The sequence below is a fragment of the Chryseobacterium polytrichastri genome (genome assembly GCF_900142445.1).
In the GTDB taxonomy this organism is placed as follows: domain Bacteria; phylum Bacteroidota; class Bacteroidia; order Flavobacteriales; family Weeksellaceae; genus Chryseobacterium; species Chryseobacterium polytrichastri.
In genome coordinates this window covers 12,853-38,642 of record NZ_FRAV01000030.1, presented here as the reverse complement: position 1 = coordinate 38,642, position 25,790 = coordinate 12,853, and the positions used below count along the sequence as shown (strand labels likewise).

General features: G+C 33.4%; 22 protein-coding genes. 9 read left to right on the top strand and 13 right to left on the bottom strand.

All coding sequences use genetic code 11. The features are described from left to right. Positions 1-34 precede the first annotated feature (34 nt). Entirely contained in the window at positions 35-706 is a 672-nt protein-coding gene (gene trmD / locus BUB80_RS16980) for a tRNA (guanosine(37)-N1)-methyltransferase TrmD (RefSeq protein ID WP_073295317.1), read from the bottom strand. Beyond that, complete coding sequence (locus tag BUB80_RS16975; RefSeq protein WP_073295315.1) at positions 703-1,965, bottom strand: NAD(P)/FAD-dependent oxidoreductase; 1,263 nt, start codon at positions 1,963-1,965, stop codon at positions 703-705. Before BUB80_RS16975 ends, trmD begins: the two co-directional genes overlap by 4 nt. Before the next feature lie 65 nt (positions 1,966-2,030). On the opposite strand from BUB80_RS16975, the gene BUB80_RS16970 reads away from it, so the two are divergent. Further along, a complete protein-coding gene (locus BUB80_RS16970; RefSeq protein WP_073295312.1) occupies positions 2,031-2,894 on the top strand; it encodes a glycoside hydrolase family 25 protein in 864 nt (287 codons plus the stop codon). A gap of 1 nt (position 2,895) precedes the next feature. Here BUB80_RS16970 and BUB80_RS23260 read toward each other — a convergent pair whose 3' ends face one another. The 6 genes from BUB80_RS23260 to BUB80_RS16945 form a co-directional block, all read right to left on the bottom strand. After that, entirely contained in the window at positions 2,896-4,401 is a 1,506-nt protein-coding gene (locus tag BUB80_RS23260; protein ID WP_083547212.1) for an alpha/beta fold hydrolase, read from the bottom strand. A 15-nt stretch (positions 4,402-4,416) separates the two neighbouring features. Continuing rightward, positions 4,417-4,542 (bottom strand): hypothetical protein, encoded by a 126-nt coding sequence (locus tag BUB80_RS24010; protein ID WP_262484444.1) that lies wholly within the window; start codon positions 4,540-4,542, stop codon positions 4,417-4,419. A 116-nt stretch (positions 4,543-4,658) separates the two neighbouring features. Next, positions 4,659-5,171 carry a 5' nucleotidase, NT5C type gene (locus BUB80_RS16960; protein ID WP_073295309.1) on the bottom strand — a complete coding sequence of 171 codons (513 nt, stop codon included), beginning with the start codon at positions 5,169-5,171 and terminating at the stop codon, positions 4,659-4,661. Positions 5,172-5,267: 96 nt separating this feature from the next. Beyond that, complete coding sequence (locus tag BUB80_RS16955) at positions 5,268-6,413, bottom strand: hypothetical protein (RefSeq protein ID WP_073295306.1); 1,146 nt, start codon at positions 6,411-6,413, stop codon at positions 5,268-5,270. A 243-nt stretch (positions 6,414-6,656) separates the two neighbouring features. After that, a complete protein-coding gene (locus BUB80_RS16950) occupies positions 6,657-7,175 on the bottom strand; it encodes a DUF1761 domain-containing protein (RefSeq protein WP_317043902.1) in 519 nt (172 codons plus the stop codon). 124 nt (positions 7,176-7,299) lie between these two features. After that, positions 7,300-7,929 carry a hypothetical protein gene (locus BUB80_RS16945; protein WP_073295301.1) on the bottom strand — a complete coding sequence of 210 codons (630 nt, stop codon included), beginning with the start codon at positions 7,927-7,929 and terminating at the stop codon, positions 7,300-7,302. A gap of 111 nt (positions 7,930-8,040) precedes the next feature. Here BUB80_RS16945 and BUB80_RS16940 point away from each other — a divergent pair, with 111 nt between their 5' ends. Next, entirely contained in the window at positions 8,041-9,939 is a 1,899-nt protein-coding gene (locus BUB80_RS16940) for an ABC-F family ATP-binding cassette domain-containing protein (protein WP_073295367.1), read from the top strand. A 141-nt stretch (positions 9,940-10,080) separates the two neighbouring features. Here the strand turns inward: BUB80_RS16940 and BUB80_RS16935 are convergent, their stop codons facing one another. Next, entirely contained in the window at positions 10,081-11,139 is a 1,059-nt protein-coding gene (locus BUB80_RS16935) for a Gfo/Idh/MocA family oxidoreductase (protein ID WP_073295299.1), read from the bottom strand. A gap of 189 nt (positions 11,140-11,328) precedes the next feature. Here BUB80_RS16935 and BUB80_RS16930 point away from each other — a divergent pair, with 189 nt between their 5' ends. From BUB80_RS16930 to BUB80_RS16920, 3 genes are all read left to right on the top strand, one after another. After that, positions 11,329-13,554, top strand: a complete 2,226-nt coding sequence (locus tag BUB80_RS16930; RefSeq protein WP_073295297.1) for a TonB-dependent siderophore receptor — start codon at positions 11,329-11,331, stop codon at positions 13,552-13,554. A 94-nt stretch (positions 13,555-13,648) separates the two neighbouring features. Next, entirely contained in the window at positions 13,649-14,164 is a 516-nt protein-coding gene (locus BUB80_RS16925) for a hypothetical protein (RefSeq protein WP_073295294.1), read from the top strand. A 162-nt stretch (positions 14,165-14,326) separates the two neighbouring features. Then, the gene (locus BUB80_RS16920; RefSeq protein ID WP_073295291.1) at positions 14,327-14,920 is read left to right on the top strand and encodes a hypothetical protein; all 594 of its coding nucleotides are present in this window, start codon (positions 14,327-14,329) and stop codon (positions 14,918-14,920) included. Between the two features lie 105 nt (positions 14,921-15,025). Here BUB80_RS16920 and BUB80_RS16915 read toward each other — a convergent pair whose 3' ends face one another. Beyond that, a complete protein-coding gene (locus BUB80_RS16915) occupies positions 15,026-15,661 on the bottom strand; it encodes a peroxiredoxin (RefSeq protein ID WP_073295288.1) in 636 nt (211 codons plus the stop codon). Positions 15,662-15,760: 99 nt separating this feature from the next. Here BUB80_RS16915 and BUB80_RS16910 point away from each other — a divergent pair, with 99 nt between their 5' ends. Beyond that, positions 15,761-16,627, top strand: coding sequence for a mechanosensitive ion channel family protein (locus tag BUB80_RS16910; protein WP_073295286.1), 867 nt, complete (start codon positions 15,761-15,763; stop codon positions 16,625-16,627). 37 nt (positions 16,628-16,664) lie between these two features. On the opposite strand, the gene BUB80_RS16905 is transcribed toward BUB80_RS16910, so the two are convergent. The 3 genes from BUB80_RS16905 to sucC form a co-directional block, all read right to left on the bottom strand. Further along, positions 16,665-18,863, bottom strand: coding sequence for a reprolysin-like metallopeptidase (locus BUB80_RS16905; protein ID WP_073295283.1), 2,199 nt, complete (start codon positions 18,861-18,863; stop codon positions 16,665-16,667). Between the two features lie 19 nt (positions 18,864-18,882). Further along, complete coding sequence (locus BUB80_RS16900; protein WP_073295280.1) at positions 18,883-19,332, bottom strand: hypothetical protein; 450 nt, start codon at positions 19,330-19,332, stop codon at positions 18,883-18,885. 113 nt (positions 19,333-19,445) lie between these two features. After that, positions 19,446-20,636, bottom strand: coding sequence for an ADP-forming succinate--CoA ligase subunit beta (gene sucC, locus BUB80_RS16895; protein ID WP_073295277.1), 1,191 nt, complete (start codon positions 20,634-20,636; stop codon positions 19,446-19,448). Between the two features lie 569 nt (positions 20,637-21,205). Between sucC and BUB80_RS16890 the strand changes: the two genes are divergently transcribed. Genes BUB80_RS16890 through BUB80_RS16880 form a run of 3 tightly spaced genes read left to right on the top strand, consistent with a single transcriptional unit; the run spans position 21,206 to position 25,583 of the window. Next, positions 21,206-22,870, top strand: a complete 1,665-nt coding sequence (locus tag BUB80_RS16890) for a peptidase domain-containing ABC transporter (protein ID WP_073295275.1) — start codon at positions 21,206-21,208, stop codon at positions 22,868-22,870. Between the two features lie 12 nt (positions 22,871-22,882). Beyond that, positions 22,883-24,196: an HlyD family secretion protein gene (locus BUB80_RS16885; RefSeq protein WP_073295272.1), complete on the top strand. Its 1,314-nt coding sequence runs from the start codon at positions 22,883-22,885 to the stop codon at positions 24,194-24,196. Further along, entirely contained in the window at positions 24,180-25,583 is a 1,404-nt protein-coding gene (locus BUB80_RS16880) for a TolC family protein (RefSeq protein ID WP_073295269.1), read from the top strand. The genes BUB80_RS16885 and BUB80_RS16880 overlap by 17 nt, the downstream gene beginning before the upstream one ends. Positions 25,584-25,790 lie beyond the last annotated feature (207 nt).

Here is a 25,790-nt window from a genome sequence, read left to right as displayed (position 1 = left end):
AATAATTTTCACTAATGAATTTTGGTTCCTTTTTTTAAAGTAAATCAGGGCGTTTTTCTGTAGTAATTCTCACAGCTTCATCATGACGCCATTCTTCAATTTTAGCAAAATTTCCACTTAATAAAATCTTAGGAACATCTAAACCTTTATAACTTTCAGGTCTTGTATAAATTGGCGGCGATAAAAGATCATCCTGGAAGCTATCTGTTAAAGCACTTTGTTCGTCATTTAAAACACCAGGAACCAAACGGATTATAGAATCTGCAAGCACACATGCAGCCAATTCTCCACCTGTAAGCACGTAATCACCTATTGAAATTTCTTTTGTAATATGAAGATCTCTAACCCTTTGGTCAATACCTTTATAATGCCCACATAAAAAGATCAGGTTATTTTTTATAGAAAGCGTATTAGCTATCTTCTGATTTAAAGTAACACCGTCTGGAGTCAAATAGATTACCTCATCATATTCTCTTTGAGATTTAAGCTCTGAAATACATTTATCTATTGGCTCAATCATCATTACCATTCCAGCTCCGCCTCCATATGGTTCATCATCTATTTGTCGGTGCTTATTTATCGCCCAATCTCTTAACTGATGAAAATGCACTTCTACTAATCCTTTATCAACTGCTCTTTTCAAAATAGAAGCTTGAAACGGACTTTCCATCAACTCAGGAAGTACGCTTATGATATCAATTCTCATTGTTCTGTTTCATTTTTTTTGTTCGGTAAAATAATTAATCTTAAAGATGAATCTTTGTTAAAATAGCTCCACATCCAGTTAAAGAATATAGCAAGTTTATTTCTTACACTTAAAATCAACATTAAGTGTAAAAACATCCAAAAATACCATGCAAAAAAGCCCTGGAATTTTATAAATGGTAAATCTACAACTGCTCTGTGTTTTCCAATGGTTGCTAAAGATCCTTGATCCTTGTATTCATATTCCTGCCAATCACTGGAGTTTTTCTTTAAGAAATTCTTACCTAAATTTTTCGCTTGATTAATTGCCACATTGGCAACCTGAGGATGCCCTTGCGGATATTTTGGAGTTTCCATATAGGAAATATCTCCTATTGCATAAATATTATCGTATCCTTTTATTTTATTAAAACGATCAACAATATATCTGTTCCTGTTTAATGTATCTTGAGGAAAACCATCCACAACATTTCCGGTAACTCCGGCTGCCCAGATCACGTTATTGGACGGGATTTCTTTTCCACTTTTCATGATGACTTTAGCCCCATCATAATCCGTTACATACTCATCACTCAGAAAGGTAACTCCAAGTTCTTTAAGATATTTCTCAGATTGGGTCTGTGCTTCAACGCTCATCACTGCAAGCGGTTTTTCCGTAGAACTTATCAATATGATCTTTAAATTTTCAAAACTCATATGAGGATAATCTCTCGGTAGAATTTCTTTTTTCATTTCCGCAAAAGCTCCGGCTAATTCTACTCCGGTTGGGCCACTTCCTACAATTACAATGTTCCAGTTTCCATCATCGCTTCTGCTTTTTTCAATAATCAGTTTTTCAAAAGTCATCAAAACATGATTTCTGATCCCTATTGCTTCCTGAGTATTTTTCATCCCAAATGCTCTGCCTTCAAGATCTTTATTACCGAAGAAATTAGTTTTACAACCTGTTGCAATAATTAATTTATCATATGTAAATTCTGCCTCATCGGTAATAACTTTATTATTGGCAGCATCAATTTCTCTAACCTCCGTTAGACGAAACTGTGTATTTCTGGATTGCTGAAAAATTTTCCTGAATGGGAAAGAAATATTGGAGGGTTCTATCCTTCCACACGCTACTTGGTAAAAAAGCGGCTGAAACATATGATGATTAACTCTATCCAGAACAATTACCTTTTTGTTCTTGTTATTCAACGTCTTTGCAAGTTGTAATCCCGCAAATCCTCCTCCTATAATGATGATCTTTTCGCGTGTTTCCATATCATACAAATTTACTGATTTTATTTAGCATTTTAGTTGTTAAAAAGTTAGTTTTGTAAAACTTTATGACACAAAAGAAGTACACAAAAAAAACTACTAGAAAGATACATAACAACAGGCGAAGAAATTATTTTTTACGCCGAAAGGTTGTATTAGCCATTCTAATTGTTGCTTTATTGGGAACCGGATTATATTTAAAGCAATCAGTAAGTTACTATTACGCTTTGTATTTTAATAAATTCGTTCATAAAAAACTTCATAATAACGAAACCGAAACGTTAAGAATTCAAAAGATTCTCAGTAACAATCTGAATAAAACATACGGCTTTGACATTTCTCATTATCAAAACAGAGAAGACATTAAATGGGATAGCCTGAGCATCGGAAATAAAACAATTCCACTGGAATTTGTTGTGATGAGAGCTACCATGGGAAACAGAAATGCAGATAAACATTTTGATGAATTTTGGCAACAGGCAAAAAAACATACCTTAGTGCGTGGGGCTTATCATTTTTATCGTGCTGATGAAGATCCCGTAATTCAAGCCAATAACTTTTTAGCCAATGTAAAATTGGAAAGCGGAGATCTTCCTCCAATTTTAGATATCGAAAAAATACCGAAACGTAAGACCAATAAAAAATTAATTGAAGACTTAAAGGTTTGGTGTAAAATCATTGAAGAAACATATGGTAAAAAACCTATTATTTACACCTATTATCATTATTATAAAGACTTTTTAAAAGGTGAATTTGATGATTATCCACTCTGGTTGGCCAATTACAACGATGTTCCTACTCCATCCCCTGACAGTAATTGGGATTTCTGGCAGTTTACAGAAAATGGAATTGTGAATGGAATCAACACCAAAGTAGATCTGAACATCTACAATGGGAGTGCCTGGTCTTTGGAAAGACTGACTTTAGACTAAATTATTTTTTCAGAAATTCTAAAATATCCTTGTTGAGTTCTTCCGGATTTTCGAAAGGAATGAAATGCGTGGCATTTTTATAAATTTTAAGTTGAGCATTCGGAATCTGCTTAGCCATCATTTCTGTATGTTCTTTTTTAATCACATCATTTTCACCGGCAATAACCAAAACAGGATTCTGAATTTTACGCAAAGAACTATTGCTAATATTTGGTTCTTTCAACATAATTTTCACCAGTCTCATTTCATTAAATTTTTCAGGATTATTTTCAGCCTGCAACACTTGAAGTTGGGTTTTCATATTATTGAAAAGACGTCCATCCACTCCTTCAGGAAAAGCATTCGCTCCAATAGTAACCAATTTATTCAAATGATCTGGATACTTTAGTGCAAACTCAAGCCCCGTATTGCCGCCATCACTCCATCCGACTATATTCACTTTTCCCAAACCTAATTCATCAACCAAAGCTTTTACATCATCGGCAAAAATCTTATACGTGAAATCTGATTTTGATGTATCAATACTTTTCCCTTGCCCCCTTGTATCTATTGCAATTACTTTATATTGCTGAGAAAGCGCCGGGATTTGTTGATAAAATTCTTTAATGCTTCCACTATTTCCATGAAGCAAAATCAAAGGCTCACCCTCTCCATATATTTCATAATAGAGGTCTGTATTTTTTAGTTTTAAAAACTTCCCTACAGAAGCATTTTTACCGTAAATAGAATTTGCTGCTTCCATCTTATATTTGCTTATATCCGGAATAAGACCTTCAAGATTTTCCTCAGAAGCACTCGTTTCGTCTTTTACATTCTTTCCGTTCTTATCTACTTTTACATCAATATTTATTGCTGGAGCCGCCAATGTTACCTTCTCCCAATCTCCATAGAATTTTCTTAAAAAACCAGTTCTGAATAATGCTGCACTTATATTTATCTTACCTTCAAATTCTTTTAAAAATTGAATTCCGATGAAGAATTTTCCTTGAACCCAAATATTATAGTGATTAACATCCAAAGTAAAAGTTCCATCTTTAATCATAGCTTCCGTTAATTCAACCGTAATTTCTTCCTCTAAAATATTCTTATCCGGAAATCCGTTTTTCTCCGTATAAATACTGTAACGCATTAAAACAGGTTTATCAGAGGTATAACTTGCAATATTTAAATTAATATTTTTAATCTTGGATCTTTTGCTTGCATTAAATTCCAAAGCGGTTTCTCCCAAAAAATCTTCTTTCCTAAATTGAGGATTTACAGAATACATCACATGTTTTGTTTTTGTATTAACGCCCCAGTTTTTATCGACTAATTTCTTAGGTACCAATTTTACTTCCTGAATATTTTTAATTTTCTCATTTAAAAATATTTTTTGAGAATTTTGTTTTGAAAACTCCTGAACAGACACTGAATAATTTTCATAACATGGAACTTCTATTTTCACTTTATGAGCCGCATCAATTCCTGAAAGATCAATTGAAAAGCTCCCTTTTTCATCTGAGATCACTCCTATTTTTTCTTTTTATACCCCAATCTTAACATACGGAATCGGTTTACTATCTTCTTTGGAGAAAACAGTCCCGGAAACGACCTGTGCATTACAATAAAAAGTGAAAAGTATAAGAAATAGGGTATTGAGTTTTTTCATGATAAAAGTTTGATGCAAAAATCTTTATTTCTTTCATTAAAATCTCCCAATAGGCTATTAATTTTAATATCAATTTAGTTAAATTTATCGTAAAACATTATATATCAAACTTAATACTATAATATATTCATAATCTCTTCCCATGAATTCACTCTTTTATAGTCTTCATCCTCTACATGGTGATTATGAGGTTGCGTGAAAATGATTTTCTCTCCAGAAAAGTGTTTTAGATTCTTAGGATAATCATCTATCATGATATCTCCCGAAACTACTTTCTTGCTTCCGCACAAAACAATCTGCTCCAAGGTAATGAAAGGAAAATACTCAGCCAGCCAATCATATTTCTCTCTTAAGCTATTTGGAAATTCCATTCCTGCCGAAACGATGTACAAATCGTATTTGTTATTCAAATATTCCATTGCTTCACGACTTCCTTTCATTAAAGGTAAAGTTCGGAAAAAGCCAATTTCATTTACATGTTTTTTACCATTAGGAAATGCTTCCAGTTCAGAAACTCCTACTACATCATGAATGTTAATATCCTTTCCCGAATCTCTCTTTTCAAATGCTATAAGCTGATGGTAGACATCTGCCATAACACCATCCATGTCAACAATTACTTTTTTCATCTTTTATTTTTATAGATTACTGATGCTCAAACTTACAATAGGTTTAAAAATATTAAAAGTATCTTATCTATAAAAATCAAACCCCTATAATTTACATTAATTTAATCCTGCTTTACTGAAAGGCTTTCTTTGTATCCATTCTTTTGTAGGATTCAATAATGCAAACATTTTTTTCATAAATAGATTAATCAAAGGATTATTATGTTTTATCAATCCGAATATTTCAAACGGTTCTGCACCAATCGTAGACTTTATTTCCAACGCTGTTCTTCCGAAAATTATTCTTTTAAACTTGTTAGTAATTCCAAACTCTACCATATCCAAAAGCATATTCAGATACAATTGTTTTTCTTTTTGAATGTTTTTATCATAGCCTAAAAAATACGTATCAATATCTTCGCTATTCAGGATTAAAGTATAAAATCCGATTAGTTTTTGATTTGAAAAATATCCAAATACTTTAAAATTTTGATTTAAATTTTTCTTCATGTTTTCAAAATGATTTTCCGCAAGAAAAAAAGTATTGAATGGTGCATTTTCCGCCACATTCTGATAAAGAATATTCATTTCTTTTTGATACTTTTTTATTTCATCAAGGTTCATTTCACATCTCTCTATTCCCTCAAATTTCTTTCTGGCTGAGCGAGCTCTCGTCCTATATTTTTTAGAAAAATCATTTATATAATCATCAAAGGCAATCCAGTTATTTTTTATTTTCAACATCATATTGGGTTGTACAGAAAACCTGAAATAAGACTGATACTTTTTACCCTGAAAATAGGTAACGAAATTAGATTGATAATCTTTATAAATGATTAAAGATGTTTTTCTGATTTCTTTCTGCATCTTTTGAACAGCAGCATCCAAAAGCGGAACTACTTGCTCTAAAACAATTTTGGATGAATCAAAGTAAAATCCGTTTTGTCCTGTAAGCATATTGTTTCCCAGAATCATGAGGTCTTTACTCATTTTTCGGGAAAAGAAATTTCTGATGCTACACCAAATTTCATTTTTTTGAAAAGTTTCATGTTTCTGAAAACTTAAATATTGAAACAAAGCACCTCCAATTAATATATTATGATCAAAAAATCCCACATAATAACATTCCATATTATCTGGTCTGGAAGATTCTAACACATAGAAATATTCTTTAGAAAGCATGACATTATGATTTCCAATCACATCATTCCAGTCTAAAGGCAAGTCCGAAACGCTATTATATATTTTTAAATCGTACGGCACCCGTTGTGTATTTTGAAAATAAAATTAAATATCTGATAATCCATAGTTGTTATTTTTCAGTCCATCTTTATTTATGCTTGCCATAATTAAAAGCAAAATAAAAGCTACTATTATAATATACTAGATTAACCTGAACATAGATGTTTGACTTATATTTAAAAACAAAGTATTCAACTGCACAGAAAGCTATATAACATAAAAAAGGCCACTGATGTAGCCTTGTAATCTTAAATCGTTAAAATTTTATTTTTGGGTAACCCAATTAAAACCATCCGGCGCATACCAACCACAAACAATTCCACCCATAATGGTAATCGTGACTGTCCAATACGCCGTGTTGATAAATGTATACTTCCAGGACTTTCTTTCAAACATCGCATTAATTGCCGTTAAAGGAAATACAAATAAAACCCCAGCCATAAAAGAATGTAAAGCACCATGACCAAAAGAGCGGTATGCCGCTCCATAATCACTCATAAAAGCAATGAACGAAGGCTTAGCATTCAGATGATTTCCGCCCACCATACTTAATGCTCCAAGTTGGTGTATGGTAACAGTCTGCAAGAAAAAAGCAATCAAAAGAGATAGGATAAATGCAAAAACAAAAGCAAATCCCATATTTGATCCTTTCATCTTCTCTTCAGTTAATCCGACTTCCTGCATCCAAATCTTTCCTAAAAACTTTGGATGATACCAGATAAAAACCATAATAAGTGGCACTACAGCGGCTACTGTAATAGCCCAAAAGTTAAGTTGCATCATATGTTTGTATTTCAATTAATAATATCAAATCTACATCAAAAATCAACATACTTAACATTTAAATCAAAATTAAAATACATTAATTAAAGTTAAATCAATAAAATAAACAATACAACATAAAATACTAAAATAAAATATTCAAAATATGTTTGATGGATTCAATGCTTTTAGCGGGCTCAGTAATACAATAGAAAAGTAACTGTGGAATACTCGGTAAAATTTCCAACACCAACGCAAATACAGGTACTAATACATATAATACTATTGGAAACTTACGCTTCATTGAGAATTTTTTAATAACTGCATTCCAGATAATCTTCACTCTCTCTTTATCATTCCATAATATGAGAAAGCATAAGATAAAATACCAAATGAATCTTTTTGTAAAACCCATTGCTAATCCTTCAGGCATAAAACTAATATCCATGAGTAAAATATTAGCCGCAATCGGAATAAAAAATAATACGCCCAATATGGCAGTTCTATGAAAAAGAAGTAAAATTCCGGTCATCATTTGAAGAATCCCGATTGTAGTTTTAAAAGGTTCATGATCAAACAAATACCACATTACCCTAAATAAATGCAAATCCTTAATGGGAGTTGCCAGCTCCTGAGGTGAAATTCCAAATTGCCCATTTTCAGTAATTTTGCTATATCCATAGCTGAAAAATGTAGCAGCCAGTAAAAATCTTGCTACTAAAATAAAATACTCCCAATATCTGTTTTTGGGGATAGTGCGTAATTTTGCAATCATAATTATATGTTTTATGTGTTTCGGTTTAATTTTATTTTAAAAGTTTTTGTTGTTTCATTTTCGTATTTTTGCGGCTCAATTGAAAATTTCAAATCAAACCATTACATTCCAATGAATTACGTTTCTGTCGAAAACCTTACCAAATCTTATGGCATCAAAGTTTTGTTCGAAAATATCTCTTTTCATGTAAATGAAGGAGACAAAATTGCCATTGTTGCCAAAAATGGCAGTGGAAAGTCTACTCTTCTTAAAATTTTAATGGGTAAAGAAATTGCAGACAGCGGAACTGTAACTATTAATAAAGACATTCAGGTGGTTTTATTTGATCAGGAAATCGAGTTTGATTCTGATCTTACCATTGATGAGTTTATGATGACGCTGGATTCTGCGCCTATTCAGGCACTGAAAAATTATCATAAATCACTCCTTTCAACAGACTATGATTTCATTGAAAAAGCTTTAGCTGAAATGGAAATTCATAAAGCCTGGGATCTGGAAAATGACATGGCGCAAATTCTGTCTCAGTTGAAGATCACAGATCTGGATGCTAAAATGGGAACTCTTTCCGGAGGTCAGATCAAACGTGTTGCTTTGGCAAAACTACTGACTGAAACCAGAGCAGAGCACCGCCACACATTACTTATCATGGATGAGCCTACCAACCACCTTGATGTGGAAATGGTAGAATGGTTAGAAAGCTATTTAAGTAAAGCTAAGATTACTTTGATACTCGTAACCCACGACAGATATTTCTTAGATGCTGTTTGCGGAATTATCTGGGAAATGGAAGATAAAAATCTTTATTTCCACAATGGTTCTTATGCAACGTATCTTGAAAATAAAATGATTCGTGAGGATAATATGAATTCTACCATCGACAAAGCCAATAATCTTTATAGAAAAGAATTGGAGTGGATGAGAAGACAACCTAAGGCGAGAACCACAAAATCAAAATCTAGACAAGAGGATTTTTACGAAACTGAAAAAATAGCTAAAACCGATACAAGAAAAGAATCTCTGGAGCTTGATTTCGAAATGAAAAGGCTTGGAAATAAAATTTTAGAACTTAGAGATATTTCTAAAAGTTATGGAGATAAATTATTATTAAAAGATTTCAGTTATCAGTTCCAGCGAGGTGAAAAAGTAGGAATTGTAGGAAAAAATGGTGCCGGAAAATCTACCTTATTAAATATCATCCAAGGGCTTGAGCCTAGAGATTCCGGAGAAATTGAAACCGGAGAAACAATTAAATTCGGTTACTTTTCACAAAAAGGACTTAAATATAAAGAAGACGAAAGAGTTATTGATTTCATCAAAGAAATTTCTGAAAACTTTCCTCTAGCTAACGGAAGAACAATCTCGGCATCACAGTTTTTGAGATTATTTTTATTTGATGATCAAACCCAATATTCACCCATTTCAAAACTTTCAGGAGGTGAAAAAAGAAGATTGCATTTGATGTATATTTTATATCAAAATCCAAACTTCCTAATATTTGATGAGCCTACCAACGATCTTGACCTTCCAACGTTAACGGTATTAGAAAATTTCTTATTGAATTTCCAAGGAAGTTTAATCATTGTTTCTCACGACAGATATTTTATGGACAGAATTGTTGACCATATTTTAGCGTTTGAAGGAGAAGGAAAAATTAGAGATTTCATTGGGAACTTCTCAGAATACAGAGAGAATTTAAAATTAGAAGAAAAAGCACCAAAAGCAGTTGTTGCCAAAAAAGTGGAAACGCCTGTTCCCGCTCCTACTCCTGCTGCTGTTTCAACGTCACCATCACAGGCTCCAAAAAGAAAACTTTCTTTTAAGGAACAAAGAGAACTGGAAACCATTGATAAAGAAATTCCTCAATTAGAAGCACAACGTGCAAAGATTTTGGATCAATTGAATAATGAAAGTGAGTATGATAAAATTGCTAAGCTTTCTGCAGAATTAGAATCAATTTCTGAAAAATTAGAGAACCATGAAATGAGATGGTTGGAACTTCAGGAAATGTAATTGAGTTATAAGTTAAGATGCTTCGACTACGTTCAGCATGACATTTCTAATACTAACTGTCTAATTTTAGCAGTAAATTTTTAGCGATGTCATGCTGAGCATAATCGAAGCATCTCTTTTATATAAAATTCAACTTATTCTTTAAGCCAAATTTATAATCTTACCTTCTTTCGAGCTTTCCCAAGCGGCATCGATAATTTTCATATTCTGAATAATTTCTCCCGCCGGCGATGGTAAATAATATCCGAAAACAATGTGCTCATAGATATTCTGGTAATAATTCATATAATTCCCAGACTCACTTAAAGTAAGCGTTCTTTCTGTTTCTGAATTTTCATTTAAAACATTTAAAATTCCATCAGTTTCTTTTAAAGGAATGGTCCAGTCTTTTCCGTAAACAGGAATTGATCCGGCAACCAATTCATTTTCCTGATTATCTGTTCTTTCTTGTAGGAAACTTCCTTTTTCACCGTGAATCATATAAGCATAATGTGCTTCTTTACTGAAAACAGAAGATTTCAATCGTACTCTTAAACCATTTTTATAATATAAAAGAATTTCAAAATAATCATTAGCAAACTCTTCTCCTTTCATAGAAAATACATCTGCAAATAATTTTTCAGGAAACCCAAAATATTGCACCGCCTGATCTACCAAATGCGAACCTAAGTCATGAAGTGATCCGGAACCCATTTGCTCTGGATTTTCTTTATGAGCTTTGCCGCTTGCTGTTGTACGAAAACGGTCAAAACGAATTTCAACTTCTTTAATCGTTCCTAATTTTTCTTCGCTCATTATTTTTTGAACCTGGAGAAAATCACGATCAAATCTTCTGTTTTGATAAACACTTAGAAATAATCCTTTTTCTTCGGCTAACCTTACTAATTCTTCAGCTTCAGAAACATTTACAGTAAAAGGTTTTTCTACTATTACATTTTTCCCTGCTTCAAGAGCCATTTTAACATATTCAAAATGAGTCTGAACGGGAGTATTCACTACAACCAATTCAATGTCAGCATGAGCCAACATCTCTTCTACCGAACGATAGATGGTAGCGTCCGGATATTTTTCTTTTGAATCTTCCTTACTTCTTTCTACAACAGCCGACATAAAAAATCCCGGATGTTCTTTTAAAAAGGGAGCATGAAAAATTTTTCCGCTCATTCCGAAAGCACAAAGGCCTACTTTTACCAATTGCATAATTTTATTTTTAACAAATATATTTATAAAAAAAACGTTTCGTTACATAGTCTATCATTTTTATAGGAATAATTCATCAGGAATTAAATAATATGATATAAATCACAATATTATTTTAAATTAGTCTAAATAATAGATCACTAATCCTTACATTTGCGCGTTATTTAAAAGCACTCTAAATAAAGTAAAATGAAAAGACAAATTACTACTTTAGGCTTCATTATCTTGGCTGCAACAGCCAGTGCACAAACTAAGCACAAACATGAATCCGACACCATTAGAATACAAACTATAGAGGATGTAAATCTTCATAAAACAGGAAATCCAAATAAAGCAAAACCATTATCTACTAAGTCTAATCTTACGATAATGGAAACGCCACAGCCCATTGCCATTGTTACTCACGAAATTATTGAACAGCAACAGGCGAAGCAATTAAGTGATGTTCTTCAAAACGTAAATGGGGTTTATCTTACTTCTTCAAGAGGTGGTTCACAGGATAGTTTTGGTGGACGTGGTTTTATTTTTGGGAATGATAATATTTTCAAAAATGGTTCAAGAATCAACAGTGGTGTTTTCCCTGAAGTAAGTGGTCTGGAAAGAGTTGAAGTTTTAAAAGGAGCTAATGCCATGTTATATGGAAATGCTGCTGCCGGAGGTATTATTAATTTAGTTACGAAAAAGCCTAAATTTAATTTTGGAGGAAGTGTAGGTTTAAATGCCGGAAGCTGGAACTCTTACAAACCAACCGTTGACGTTTATGGACCAATATCCAAAAACATCGCATTTAGAATGAATGGCGCATATGAATATGCTGAAAGTTTTAGAGATGTTGTAAAGTCTACAAAATACTATTTTAATCCTTCGTTCTTATTTAATATCAGTCCAAAATCACAATTGATTGTTGAGGCCGATTATCTTAAAAATGATTTGACACCTGATTTCGGAGTTGGTTCAATTGAAAATAAAGATAAAAGCTATTCTTTAAATACTGGTGTAAGCAGAAATGTCTTTTTTGGAACAGATTGGCAGTATCAAAATGTACAGCAACTTTCAACAAATGTTACTTTCAATCATCAGTTTAATGATAGGTGGTCATTAAATACTACAGCTTCGTATTCTAATTATACTAAAGATTATTTTTCTTCAGAAAGAGTACAGTGGGCTTTTGACAAAGTGCAAACCAATCGTCTTTCATGGGCAAGACCTTTTGGTAAAACTTATAACGAACAGAGCTATACTTCTGCACAGGTGAATTTGAATGGTGAGTTTAATACCGGAAAAATTAATCATAAAGTATTATTTGGTACAGATGCTGATTACAACCAAGCAGATGCTTATGCATATAATGTAACTGCTCCAACGAATGTATTATTCTTAGATGATCCTTCAACATGGGGAAATGTAGCAATGCCAAATAGTAGTAAAAACTCTAAGACCAGAGTAAATACTAGAAGAATAGGTATTTACGCTCAAGATTTTATCAGCTTAACGAAAGAGTTTAAAGTGATTGCAGGATTACGTTGGTCATATATTCAAAATATGCCTTCTATAAAAGAAACTGAAGCTACTAACACTAAACCTTATGATAAGAGTTTTGTTAGCAATTCTTCTACTTCAGACCAAGCCTTTTCTCCAAAAGTAGGTTTAGTTTATACACCAAATGAAAATCTTTCGGTGTTCGCAACCTATACTAATTCTTTCATAGCGAATACAGGACAAACAATATTTAATGAAGCTTTGAAGCCAACAACTGTTGATCAGTATGAAATTGGGGCTAAGAAAAATATTTGGAACAACGCTGTTGCCATTAACTTATCTGTATATCAAATCATTAATCAAAATTCTTATCAAACTGCTTTATTTAAAGCAGATGGATCAATAAATGTTGATAGTAACTTTAAAGAATTTGTAGGTAAAATGCGTAGCCGAGGTGTAGAATTGGATATTACAGGTAATCCAATGCCAAACCTTTCTATTATTGGAGGTATTTCTTATAATAATTCAGTGTATTTAGATACGCCGGACAAAGTGGGATATATAGAAAATCAAAGATTGGTAAGAACTCCTGCTACAACAGCAAATGCTTCTGTATTCTATACCTTTACTAAAGGAATTAAAGGCTTGAAAGTAGGGGCTAGTGCTTATTATATCGGTGATAGATTAGCAGGATGGAATGATACAAAAACGGGAAGCACGACAAGTTTAGAAGCAAGAAATGGAGTGAGCAGAACTTTTGAATTAAAAGATTACACTACAGTTGCCTTATCTCTAGGTTACGAATGGAGCAAATTCTCTATCCAAGGAAGAGTGGGTAATTTATTTGATGTTGTAAACTACAATGTTCATGAAAACTACTCTGTAAACCCTATTACACCAAGAAATTACTATTTCACACTAACATACAAATTGTAATAATTTAATATTATAATAATTTTTTCATTCAAAGTGGAAGTTGCATTTTTGCAGTTTCCACTTTTGAGATTTAATAAACAAAGCTATTTAAGATATGGATAAGATTAAGGATACAAGAACTTTCATGAGAATTACCCACCGTTATTTAGGATTTTTCCTTGCAGGAATTATGGCGGTTTATGCAGTAAGTGGTGTTTTATTAGTATACAGAGATACCGATTTCTTGAAAAAAGAGAAAAAATATGACAAAACAGTTGCTAAAAATCTTAACGAAAAAGAACTGGGTAAGGAATTAAAAATAAAAAACCTTGAAATAGAAAAAACAGAAGGAGGTATTTCAACATTTAAACAAGGAACCTACAACGCTGCCAGCGGTGAAGCAAAATATTCAAAAAAAGAGCTTCCTTTAATTCTCGATAAGATGACAAAACTTCATAAATCTCAATCTAAAGAGACTTTGTCACCACTTAATACCTTTTTTGGCATATCCTTATTCTTTTTTGTCATATCAAGTTTCTGGATGTTCAATCCAAAAACAAAAGCTTTTAAAAGAGGAATGCTTTTCACCATTGTAGGGCTCGTGGTTTCCATCATTCTTCTATTGATCTAAAATTGCAAATATTTTCCTCAAAGTGTTAAAAAAATAAGATATAAAATTAAATAATTCACGCCAAAAAGTTAAAAAAAGACCTGACATTGAGGAGTATGGCACATTTGTTGTTTATTCCTTACTTTAAGAATAATAAACATTAATTATTAAAAATTATAAATTATGAAAAAACTAATTTTAGGAGGAATATTAGCTGTAGCAGGTTTAGCTACTACTATGAATGCTCAAATTCAAAAAGGTAACTGGATGGTAGGAAGTAGCTTGGCAACAAGTAATTTCGGATTAAACACTGGTGGTGGATACCAAATCGGAATTCAACCTAAAGGAGCTTATTTTATTAAAGATAATATAGCAGTTGGAGGATATGTAAATTTAGGAATCAGTAAATCTGCTAAAACTTCACCTACAAGATTTGATTATGGTGTTGGTGCTTTAGGACGTTACTATGTATCTCCGGGTGAGAAAGGAGTTGATAACTTATTGAAACACGGAAGATGGTTCCTAGAAGGTAACTTAGGTGTTGGTGGTTACTCTATCAGTGATGGTGGTAACTCTACAACAGGTCTTGACTTCGGTGTAGGTCCTGGTTATTCTTACTTCATTACTCCAAACATTGGATTAGAGGGATTAGTAAAATATGCAGGTGTAACTGGCTTTGGTAACCAGGGTTTAACATCTAATATTACATTCAATTTAGGATTTACTATTTATTTACCAACATCTAAAGGTCAGCAGATCATAAAAGATGTAAAATAATCACACACTTCACATATACATATAGTATACAAATGAAATCGCCTTGGAAATTTTCCAAGGCGATTTTCGTACAAATTAAAACTAAACTATAAAAAATCAAATAAATCATGTATTCGGTTGTGGCGTATATCTTAGATACGGCTTAATCTCTGTCACTCCTTTTGTAAATATCTTCCTAGCTTCTTCTGTTGAAGTACTTGGTGGAATAATTACATCATCACCTTGTTTCCAATTCACAGGTGTTGCTATTTTATGAGAGTCCACTAACTGGAGAGAATCTAAAACTCTTAAAATTTCATCAAAATTTCTTCCAGTTGAAGCAGGGTAAGTAATTATTAACCTTACTTTTTTAGCAGGATCAATAATTAATAAAGAACGAACTGTAGCAGTTGCTGAAGCATTGGGATGAATAAAATCATACAATTCAGAAACCTTTCTGTCTTTATCGGCAATAATAGGAAACTGTACTTCTGTATTCTGGGTTTCATTAATATCTTTGATCCAGTTCTGATGGTCTTCTACCCCATCTACACTTAATGCAATTACCTGCGTCTTTCTTTTATCAAACTCAGATTTAAGTTTTGAAGTGTATCCAAGTTCCGTAGTACATACAGGTGTATAGTCTGCAGGATGTGAAAACAAAATCCCCCAAGAATCTCCAAGATAATTGTAAAAATCTACATCTCCTAAAGACGATTCTGCCTGAAAGTTGGGTGCGATATCTCCTAGTTTGATTGACATAATATTCTGTTTTATTAGTCTACAAATTTAGTAGACTTTTTGGAACTGGCAAAATTTTTGTTAAGAATTTATATCTTTATTCAATAAAATTTTCAATTCATGCAGAAAAATGGTTTAAACTATATCAACATTATCTATAATGTTCTAGAAAGCTGGTATTTAAAGCTGGCTCAATTTACTCCCAAACTCATTGTAGGGATCATGGTTTTTACCTTCTTTCTTATTACAAGTAAATATTTAAGCAAGGCTTCAGTAAAAATTTTTCACAAACTTTTTCCAAAAAGCAAAAAAGAAAGTTCTTTAGTTACCTTAATTGGTGTTTTTAGATTTATGATCATGATGATGGGGACCTTCATTTCATTAGAAATTATGGGCTTCAGTACTTTCCTTTGGAAATTCATCGGAAGTTTAGGAGTTGCGGGGGTTATTGCAGGGGTTGCTTTAAAAGATCTTGTTTCCAGTATGTTCTCAGGAATGCTTATTGGAATCGACAAAGCATTTAAAGTAGGCGATTATATTACCCTTGGAAACCATTCCGGAACTGTACAGGAAATTGGTTTTTTAACAACAAAACTCATCACGGATGACGGAAAGAAAGCTTACATTCCTAACCAAGTTGTTTTTAATGCTCCATTTTATAATATTACTGCTTCACCGCAAAGAAGAATTATATTAAATTTTGAAATTCCGGCAGATGAAGATATCACTAAAGCTCAGAAAGGTATTTTAGAGGTTATAAAAAGTTTAGATTGTATTGATAGACCTGATACTGCTGAGGTGGTATTCACAGATTTAAAACAAGGTATTTTCACCCTCCAGGTGAAATTCTGGCTAACCATTGGCGCTAATATTACCCATGTAAAAAGTGATACTATTATCAAAATAAAACAGCGACTGGATGCAGACCAAATACAATTGGTAACCCCAACCAGCATAAGTATAAACCCGCAGCCACAAGCTGTATAAAAAAAGAGTAACCAAAAATGGTTACTCTTTTTTTTGTTTATTTTTTAATAATTAATTTTTCAGTATGCTTTTCACCATTATCTAATATTACATTAATCAAGTAATTTCCGGTGCTTACTTCATTCAGTCGAATTTTCGTTTGCCCTTTAAAACTTCCTTTTTTAACTAATCTTCCAGCAGGATCAAAAAGTAAATAGTCTGCATCTTGAGAATCATTTTTCAATAAAACATTAACCTCATCATGAGAAGGGTTAGGATAAATTGCAAAACTTTTTACTTCACTCTCAACGGTTGATAAGGATCTTGAAATTGAAAAATTAGAAGAATTCACAGCAAAATAAATATTATTAACCGCTTTTACCATAATCCTTGCAGATGGAATATCTTCATTCGGTAGATTTACCACCGCAGTGCCATTATTTGGTACGCTTGCTGCCAATACAGTTGTAAAGTTAGCACCACCATCCTTAGAAAGTAAAATAGTCACATTTTGGGTATTTATTACTCCTGTATTTGTTCCTGCCACATTCCAAGTTACTGTTGCAGGTACGGCAGCATTATATGAGGTATTAGTAGGCTGTGAAGTGACTGTAAAAGGCCCGTCATCCGTTACTGTTACTACCATTGCATCTCTTGCCGCCTGATTCCCTGTAGATCTGTTATCATTTACCAATAAAGAAAAATTCAATGTTCTGGCTACATTGGGTGTAACTTCCCATTTTGGAACTAAATTATTCGCCAAAACAGAAACCATCGCAGGAAAATATCTTGTAGGAACTGTTTTCGGAGTTAAAGAACGATAAACCGGACCTACTGTACTGGTATTAACCGGAGGTTGGGTACTTGTTTGATTATCATACTGTTCCCACAAATACGTCAACGGATCATTATCAGGATCTGTTCCCTGCCCTGTCAAAACAAATGCTGTCCCTTTAGGAATAATATAATCAGCTCCTGCATCTGCCGTAGGAACCCCGTTATTATTAGTAATCTTTACCGCGCAATCTGAAGACCTTTTTAAAACATTGTACATTTCATTAACGCTTGCTGCATGAAAATAGGCATCACTATTATTTTGAACATTATTACTTGCTCCACAAATTCCTGCATAGGCCATAATTGTACTTCCGCTTCCAGGCTCATAGGCTGTTGCATTATTGGCATTACCACTACAAGATGAAGTTGCCGCTCTAAAGGTATGGTTAGCCCCAAACTGATGTCCCATTTCATGAGCTACATAATCAATATCAAAAGGGTCTCCGACAGGAGCTCCAGATCCGGTAACCCCTCTCGCTTTACTTCCGGATACACAAACCACTCCTAAACCAGCCAATCCACCACTATTTGTTCCAAAAACATGTCCTATGTCATAATTTGCAGAACCAATCACAGTGGTTGTATTTGTTTGATTCTGGTTAATCATTGTCCCCGGAGTTCCATTAGTATAAGGGTCTGTTGTAGCATCTGTATAAACCAGAAGGTTATTATTAGCTACCATTACCATTGTTGTTGAAATGGTTTTTTCGTAAATTCCATTCACCCTGCTCATTGTTGTTGCCATAGCAGCCATTGCTAAAGGAACTGTTCCACCTTGAAAAGCAGTATATTCTCCTGTTGCCGATAATGCTAATCGATAGGTTCTGAACTGACCGTCCGAAACCAACGGAGCCTTCATTGTTGAAGCGTTCTTCTGTAAATCATCTAACTGATCTTCAACATGGCATTCAAAAAGTCTGTCATTTTTAGGAAGATCTTTTCTTTTATAAAGGATAAAAGAGGAATTATCTTTCGCATAACTATCAAGATAACTAATTTCGTAGCCATCAAAATACATTACATTCATCCCTGTAGAAGGGGTAACACTAAAGCGGATCGTATTTAACGGATTGTTTTTCTGCACTCCCACATAAGAACGAATCTCAGGAAACTTTTCCTGTAAAGCAGGTTCCATTACAGAGGCTTCCTGAATAATGTAATCCCTATAATTTCCATCAGCATCAGGAAATTTCATCACGAGGCTTTCATCTTTAGAAAAGCGCTGCGGAGCTTTTGCCAACTCTTTTTTAACTTTTTCTAAATCTAATTGATATAAAGAAAAAGTAGCCGGGGTAGTCCACCTTGGTTTTAGATCTCCCCTATCAATCTTCCTATCTTTGAGCTTAGCCCAATAATTCTGCTGCCCAAAAGCACTTGAAGCAATCAGGAGGCACGAGACAATAAATGTTTTACTTTTCATAATACGTATTTCTTTTATATTAATATTGAATGATGGTTTTTGTAATCTTGGTCTGTTCTAATAATTTTAAAAGGATATTGGGAGAACTACGATTCGTTTTCTCAGCATCAGGATTATTGAATTCCTTTACCTTAACATACAGTGTATTTTTACTTAGACTGATGTTGTCAATTAAAACATCGTTGGCATTTTTTAATTGAGGTTTTATAATAATATAGGTTTCACCTTCTACAATGGCAGGAATAGGAGAAAATCGGTTTCCCTCATTATTTTGATGAATGATCTTGAAAATTTCATCCATCTTTTCCTGAGAATCAATGACGAGAAAATCTTTTTGAGTTAAAGAAAAAGGATAATGGTACTTGTCTTCGAATGAGATTTCTTTTTTAGGAGATACCGGTTTATTACCTTGATACTGAGATTGACAGTTAAGGAATAAAAAGAGGAAAAAGTATAAAAATAATTTCATTTCAAAGGTGTTACTTGTAAAAATAACAATTTTAAAATAAATTGATAAATTTTTAACAAAAAAAACCGTTTCAAAAAATGAAACGGTTTTAATTATATCTGAAAATTTTAGGCTTATGCTAAAACTTCTTTTACTTTGTTTGCAGCTTCTTCTAAAGTAATTGCAGAGTGTACAGGAAGACCTGACTCATCAATTAATTTTTTAGCTTCAACAGCGTTAGTTCCTTGTAATCTTACGATCAATGGAACCGGAAGGCTACCCATCGCTCTGTAAGCATCTACAACACCTTGAGCAACTCTGTCACATCTTACGATACCTCCGAAGATGTTGATCAAGATTGCTTTTACGTTTGGATCTCTTAAGATGATTCCGAAAGCAGTTTGTACTCTCTGAGCATCAGCAGTACCTCCAACGTCCAAGAAGTTAGCAGGGCTACCACCAGATAATTTAATGATATCCATAGTTGCCATTGCAAGACCAGCACCGTTTACCATACAAGCAACGTTACCGTCTAGTTTTACGAAGTTAAGACCAGCTTCACCAGCTTCAACATCCATAGGATCTTCTTCTCTTGTATCTCTCAACGCTTCAAGATCTTTGTGACGGAACAATGCGTTACCATCCAAAGTTACTTTAGCATCTACAGCGATAATTTTGTTGTCAGAAGTTTTCAACACAGGGTTGATTTCAAAAAGAGATGCATCAATTCCTGTATAAGCATTGTAAAGAGATGCAATGAATTTTGTGAATTCTTTAAATGCATTTCCTTCAAGACCTAAGTTGAAAGCAATTTTTCTAGCCTGGAAACCTTGAAGACCTAAAGCAGGATCAATAATTTCTTTGTGGATCAAATGAGGAGTTACTTCAGCAACGTGCTCAATATCCATACCACCTTCAGTAGAATATACGATTGTATTTTTACCTTCAGCTCTATCTAAAAGAATAGAAACATAAAATTCTTTAGTTTCAGTTTCTCCCGGATAATAAACATCTTCTGCAACCAAAACAGAGTGTACTTTTTTACCTTCAGCAGAAGTTTGTGGAGTTACCAACTGCATTCCGATAATGTTCTGAGCGTTTTCTTTAAGCTTATCCATGTTTGGAGAGAACTTTACACCACCACCTTTACCACGACCACCTGCGTGAATTTGTGCTTTTACAACCCAAGCCTGAGCTCCAGTTTCAGCAGTCAATTTTTCAGCAGCTGCTACAGCTTCTTCTACATTGTTCGCTACGAAACCACGTTGGATAGCAACTCCGTATTTTGATAAAATCTCTTTTGATTGATACTCGTGAAGATTCATATTATTTTTATTATTTTATTTTAAACTTTAAAGGTTGACAAATTTACTAAAAATGAACAAGCTTAAAAAGAAATTTATAGAACTTTTAACGCTTTGGGCAAGTTTCATGTTGATCTTCTTAAAATTTTACACAGCGAATGTATGAATAACGAGCTCATCATCATAAAAAATCTGAATGTATCTCTGATATTCTAATCACATTTTAATACCATTCTAATGTAGATAAGAACATTAACAAATCCCATATATTATCTTTGAATCCCCGAAATAATATATAAAACTCCATGAATTTTCAACCAAAATTCAAAGTCTATGAAGGACTTTCGTTAAAAGATTCTACAAAAAATAAAATCAGTAATTCCATACTGAAAAAATATCGGCACTGATCTTCGATAACAGATTTGAAATTATCATTCAAAAAATAGTCCTCAAATCAATCTCATTGATTCTACTCTATTTGAAAAAGTTTACCAATGAACAATTTCTAAAATCCGTCGACAGCCGTAACGAAAAATATCAACTAAAAATTTAGAATTATTTAAAAACATTAACCTTACTAAATAAGAAAAATGGAAATAACAGCTAATGAACAGGGTAAAAGGCTCATCCGCTACATTACAAAAGAAAAAAAAGATGTTACCAATATTTATTTTTATGCAATTCTTAACGGTCTCGTTCTCCTAAGTATTCCTTTGGGAATCCAGTCTATTGTGAGTTTTGTGATGGGAGCAACGATGACGACTTCCATTTATATCCTCATCTTTTTTGTGGTGATCGGAACCTGGCTTGCAGGATACTTCAGATTAAAGGTCATCCAGATCATCGAGAAAATACAGCAAAAGATATTTGTAGAATTCTCCATAGAAATTGCAGATAAAATCCCAAAAGTAGATCTTTCCTACACCCGAAAATATTATCTTCCAGAGCTTGTCAATCGTTTTTTTGACATTCAAAATCTACAAAAGGGAATCTCAAAAATTCTTTTAGAAATTCCTACTGCACTGATACAAATCTTTTTTGGAATCCTTTTACTTTCGTTTTATCATCTTTGGTTTTTAGCCTTTGCAGCATTGGTTGTGATTTCTGTGGTTATTATATTTCGATACACGATGGAAAGCGGAATAAAATCTAGCATTGAAGAAAGCAACAAAAAATATGACACCGCAGCATGGATCGAGGATATTGCAGGTTCTGTAAAAACTTTTAAAATGCATTCTGAAAGCGCTGTTCATTTAAAAGGAACCGATGACAGAGTGGTAGAATATCTTCATCACAGAACTTCTCATTTTAGAGTACTTGTCTTTCAATACAAAACCATTATCGCTTTTAAAGTCATCATTACGTTGGCTATGCTTGCGATCGGCACCTATCTTTTAATCAATCAAAAACTTAATATTGGCGCTTTCATTGCTACTGAAATTGTGGTTTTAAGCATCATGTCGGCAGTAGAAAAACTGATTGTGAGTCTTGAAAGCTATTATGACCTCATCGCTTCTTTCGCAAAACTTTCTAAAATAACAGGGCTTAAAGAAGAGCAAAATGGCGAGATCGTGCTCTCTCAGAAAGACAAAGGAACAGAGATAGAATTTAAAAATGTACAATTTTCATTTAATGATAATATTCCCATTCTTTCTGATTTAAATTTTAAAATTCCGGAAAACAGCATTACGGTTTTAACAGGAAAACTGGGAACCGGGAAATCTCTTCTTCTCAATATGATCACCGGTTTTTTTGAACCTAGCTCGGGAACGATACTTTTTGATAAAACTCCATTAAAAAATATTGATAAGAAACAGCTGAGAAACACAATCAGCCTATATCTGGAGAATATGAAAATCATACAGGGAACGGTAAAAGAAAATATATTATTAGGCAACAACCAAAGCAATACAGAAGATATTCTTGAGCTTTCTGAAAAGCTGGGAATAGAAAATATTTCAAGCCTCTTCAGCAACGGTTTCTTCACCGAAGTAAGCGAAACAGATTCTGAAATCACCTTTAGTTCAAAGAAAAAAATATTGTTGCTCCGTGCTCTTTTAGGTGAAAAAAGACTCATTATTCTTGAAAATCCTTTTGCAGGCATCCGTGAAGAATATCAGGATAAAATGATAGAATATCTGCTGCAGATCAAAGAAAGAACAACCATTATCATTGTTTCGCAGAGTGAAGACGTATTGCAGTTTGCAGATCAGCATCTTCATATGGAAGAAGGCACCTTAAAAGTTATATCATAAAAATTGAGCACAATGAAACTACAGTCATTTGACAAAATATATCATATTCATAAAAAATCAAGGGTAAAAAGATGGTTTCTTTTTATTTTTATTGGAGGCATCATTACCTTATTTCTCCCATGGACACAGAATATAAAAGTAAAGGGAAGCGTGACCTCTCTTTATCAGGAACAGCGTCCTCAACAGCTGAACTCTCCTATTCCGGGTAAAATCATCAAGTGGAATATTAAAAATGGAGATTACGTAAAAAAAGGAGATACTCTGCTACAGCTTTCAGAAATAAAAGATGACTACCTAGATCCTCTTTTGGTACAGAGAACCCAAGATCAGGTAAATGCTAAAAAAGGAGTAAGAGAATATTATGAAGCTAAGGTAGGAACGGTTAACAATCAGTTTCAGGCATTGCATGCGGCAAGAGATCTTAAACTGAATCAGTTAAAAATAAAGATCAGCCAGCTCAACAATAAACTTACAGGCGAAGAAGCCGAATTAGCTGCTGCAATCAATGAACTCAGCCTTTCTGAAGATCAGTTTTCGAGACAGAAAAAAATGTATGATGAAGGATTGGTTTCTCTTACCCAGTTTCAACAGAGAAGTATTTCGTATCAAAATGCGGTGGCAAAAAAATCAGCATCAGAAAATAAAGTCGCCCAAACCCGTCAGGAAATTTCGAATATAGGAATTGAACAAAACTCAGTGATACAGGATTACACAGAAAAGTTAAGTAAGACAGAGGGAGACCGTTTTCAGAATATGGGCCAGATTGAAGGAAGTGATGGTGATATTGCCAAACTTGAAAATCAGGTAGCCAACTATAAAGCCAGGCAAGGTTTATATTTTATCATTGCATCACAGGACGGACAAGTGGTACAACTCAATAAAGCCGGTATTGGCGAAGTGCTGAAAGATGGAGAAAACATAGGAACGATTGTCCCTACCAATGTAAATTATGCGGTAGAAATTTACATCAAACCTGTAGACCTCCCATTGGTAAAAGAAGGACAACGGGTGATGTGCATCTTCGACGGTTTTCCTGCCATCGTATTTTCAGGTTGGCCTAATTCAAGCTATGGAACATTTGCGGGGAAAGTAGTGGCTGTAGAAAATAACATTAGCGCAAACGGACTTTTTAAAGCATTCGTGATTGAGGATAAAAATGAAAAACAATGGCCACCAAAAATTAAAATGGGAGCCGGAGTACAGGGAATTGCCATTCTTAACGATGTTCCTGTATGGTATGAACTATGGAGAAATATCAATGGGTTTCCTCCTGATTATTATGAAATAAAAAACGACCAATCTATTAAATATGAAAAAGCAAAATAAAATTCTTTTCATTATCATCTTGTCTTTTTTTCAAAATGGTTGGGCACAGGATTCCCTTAAAATTTCTGCACAGGAATTTATTGCGGTCGTAAAAAATTATCATCCGCTAGCATTAAAATATCAGCTTCAAAATACAATGGCTCAATCTGAAATTACAAAAGCAAGAGGCAGCTTTGATCCCATATTAGGAGGAAAGATTGGAGAAAAAAATATTGACGGAACCCAATATTACGAACAAAAAAATATAGAACTTGGAATTCCAACATGGTATGGAATTGATCTTACCGCAAGCTATAATTATTTGGATGGTCAAAAACTGAATTCCAGTGATACCAAGGGCGGACTTTATCAGATGGGAATTACAATTCCTTTAGCGAAGAATCTTCTGTACGACAAACGAAGAGCAATGCTGGATCAGGCAAAATTTGCCTTGAAAATGACAGAAGCAGAACAAACAGTTTTAACCAATGATCTTCTTCTGAATGCAGAAAATACGTATTGGGAATGGGTACAAAGTTTTGAGGTTTACCGATTACAAACCAAAGCCGTTGAGATTAATAAAAATCGTTTAGACCTTACCCAAAAGACTTTTGAATACGGAGAAAGAGCAGCCATAGATACTGTAGAGGCTCTATCGCAATTGCAGAGTTTTGAACTTCAACAAAGAGAAGCGTATTTAAATTTTGTAAAAAACACTCAGCAGCTCCAATTATTTTTATGGAAAGATAAGCAAGAATTATATGAAATTTCACAGCTCATTTATCCAGCAGATAATCTTTCGGAACATACTGCTTATTCAGATTTTGAATTTCTTCTTGACGAACTTCAAACCAAAACAACAGACAATCATTTGTCTATTTTGTATTACACCCAGAAACATTCTATTTTAGAAAGTGAACGTAAATTGAAGTGGCAGAGCTTACTTCCTAAAGCAGATTTTACCTATAATTTTTTTAACAAAGAAAACTACAGCGCTGATTACCTTCCCCTCTTTGACAATAATTTCCAATATGGATTAAAGCTTGAAATTCCGGTTTTTCAAAGAGAAGCGAGAGCCAATCATCAAATAGCTAAGATCAAAATAGAACAGAATCAGCTCGACACGCAGCTTAAAAAGAGAGAACTCGACACCAAGATTGAGACCTATAAAAATGAAGTATTGAATTACCATGCACAAATTGATCTTTCACAAAACAATCTCGTTAACTATCAAAAACTTCTTGCTGCAGAAGAAACCAAATACAGCAATGGGGAAAGTTCTCTTTTCCTCATCAATTCAAGAGAAAATAAAGTCATCGATGCTCAGGAAAAGTTTATTTCCATTAAAACAAAATTCCTGAAAAGCTTTAATAAGCTGAAATGGATGAAAGAAAATTTCTCTCTATAAAACTAAAAAGTTCAGAAATACATCTGAACTTTTTTATTTGTATTCTGATTTCAAATTTGAACTGAAAAATAATGTTAAGTCTGTTTAAGCTAATTAAAAATTTAAACACAAAAGGTACAAAAGCTACTATTAAACTATTTAAAGCTTAGCTATCTTGAAAACATAAGCTTACAAAAGAAGAAAAATCAAAGATTTTTTTTAAAACTC

Coding starts and splice junctions, on each gene's coding strand:
- trmD (WP_073295317.1), bottom strand. CDS start 706: ATGAGAATTGATATCATAAGCGTACTTCCTGAGTTGATGGAAAGTCCG.
- BUB80_RS16975 (WP_073295315.1), bottom strand. CDS start 1,965: ATGGAAACACGCGAAAAGATCATCATTATAGGAGGAGGATTTGCGGGA.
- BUB80_RS16970 (WP_073295312.1), top strand. CDS start 2,031: ATGACACAAAAGAAGTACACAAAAAAAACTACTAGAAAGATACATAAC.
- BUB80_RS24010 (WP_262484444.1), bottom strand. CDS start 4,542: ATGAAAAAACTCAATACCCTATTTCTTATACTTTTCACTTTTTATTGT.
- BUB80_RS16960 (WP_073295309.1), bottom strand. CDS start 5,171: ATGAAAAAAGTAATTGTTGACATGGATGGTGTTATGGCAGATGTCTAC.
- BUB80_RS16950 (WP_317043902.1), bottom strand. CDS start 7,175: ATGATGCAACTTAACTTTTGGGCTATTACAGTAGCCGCTGTAGTGCCA.
- BUB80_RS16945 (WP_073295301.1), bottom strand. CDS start 7,929: ATGATTGCAAAATTACGCACTATCCCCAAAAACAGATATTGGGAGTAT.
- BUB80_RS16940 (WP_073295367.1), top strand. CDS start 8,041: ATGAATTACGTTTCTGTCGAAAACCTTACCAAATCTTATGGCATCAAA.
- BUB80_RS16935 (WP_073295299.1), bottom strand. CDS start 11,139: ATGCAATTGGTAAAAGTAGGCCTTTGTGCTTTCGGAATGAGCGGAAAA.
- BUB80_RS16930 (WP_073295297.1), top strand. CDS start 11,329: ATGAAAAGACAAATTACTACTTTAGGCTTCATTATCTTGGCTGCAACA.
- BUB80_RS16925 (WP_073295294.1), top strand. CDS start 13,649: ATGGATAAGATTAAGGATACAAGAACTTTCATGAGAATTACCCACCGT.
- BUB80_RS16920 (WP_073295291.1), top strand. CDS start 14,327: ATGAAAAAACTAATTTTAGGAGGAATATTAGCTGTAGCAGGTTTAGCT.
- BUB80_RS16915 (WP_073295288.1), bottom strand. CDS start 15,661: ATGTCAATCAAACTAGGAGATATCGCACCCAACTTTCAGGCAGAATCG.
- BUB80_RS16910 (WP_073295286.1), top strand. CDS start 15,761: ATGCAGAAAAATGGTTTAAACTATATCAACATTATCTATAATGTTCTA.
- BUB80_RS16905 (WP_073295283.1), bottom strand. CDS start 18,863: ATGAAAAGTAAAACATTTATTGTCTCGTGCCTCCTGATTGCTTCAAGT.
- BUB80_RS16900 (WP_073295280.1), bottom strand. CDS start 19,332: ATGAAATTATTTTTATACTTTTTCCTCTTTTTATTCCTTAACTGTCAA.
- sucC (WP_073295277.1), bottom strand. CDS start 20,636: ATGAATCTTCACGAGTATCAATCAAAAGAGATTTTATCAAAATACGGA.
- BUB80_RS16890 (WP_073295275.1), top strand. CDS start 21,206: ATGGAAATAACAGCTAATGAACAGGGTAAAAGGCTCATCCGCTACATT.
- BUB80_RS16885 (WP_073295272.1), top strand. CDS start 22,883: ATGAAACTACAGTCATTTGACAAAATATATCATATTCATAAAAAATCA.
- BUB80_RS16880 (WP_073295269.1), top strand. CDS start 24,180: ATGAAAAAGCAAAATAAAATTCTTTTCATTATCATCTTGTCTTTTTTT.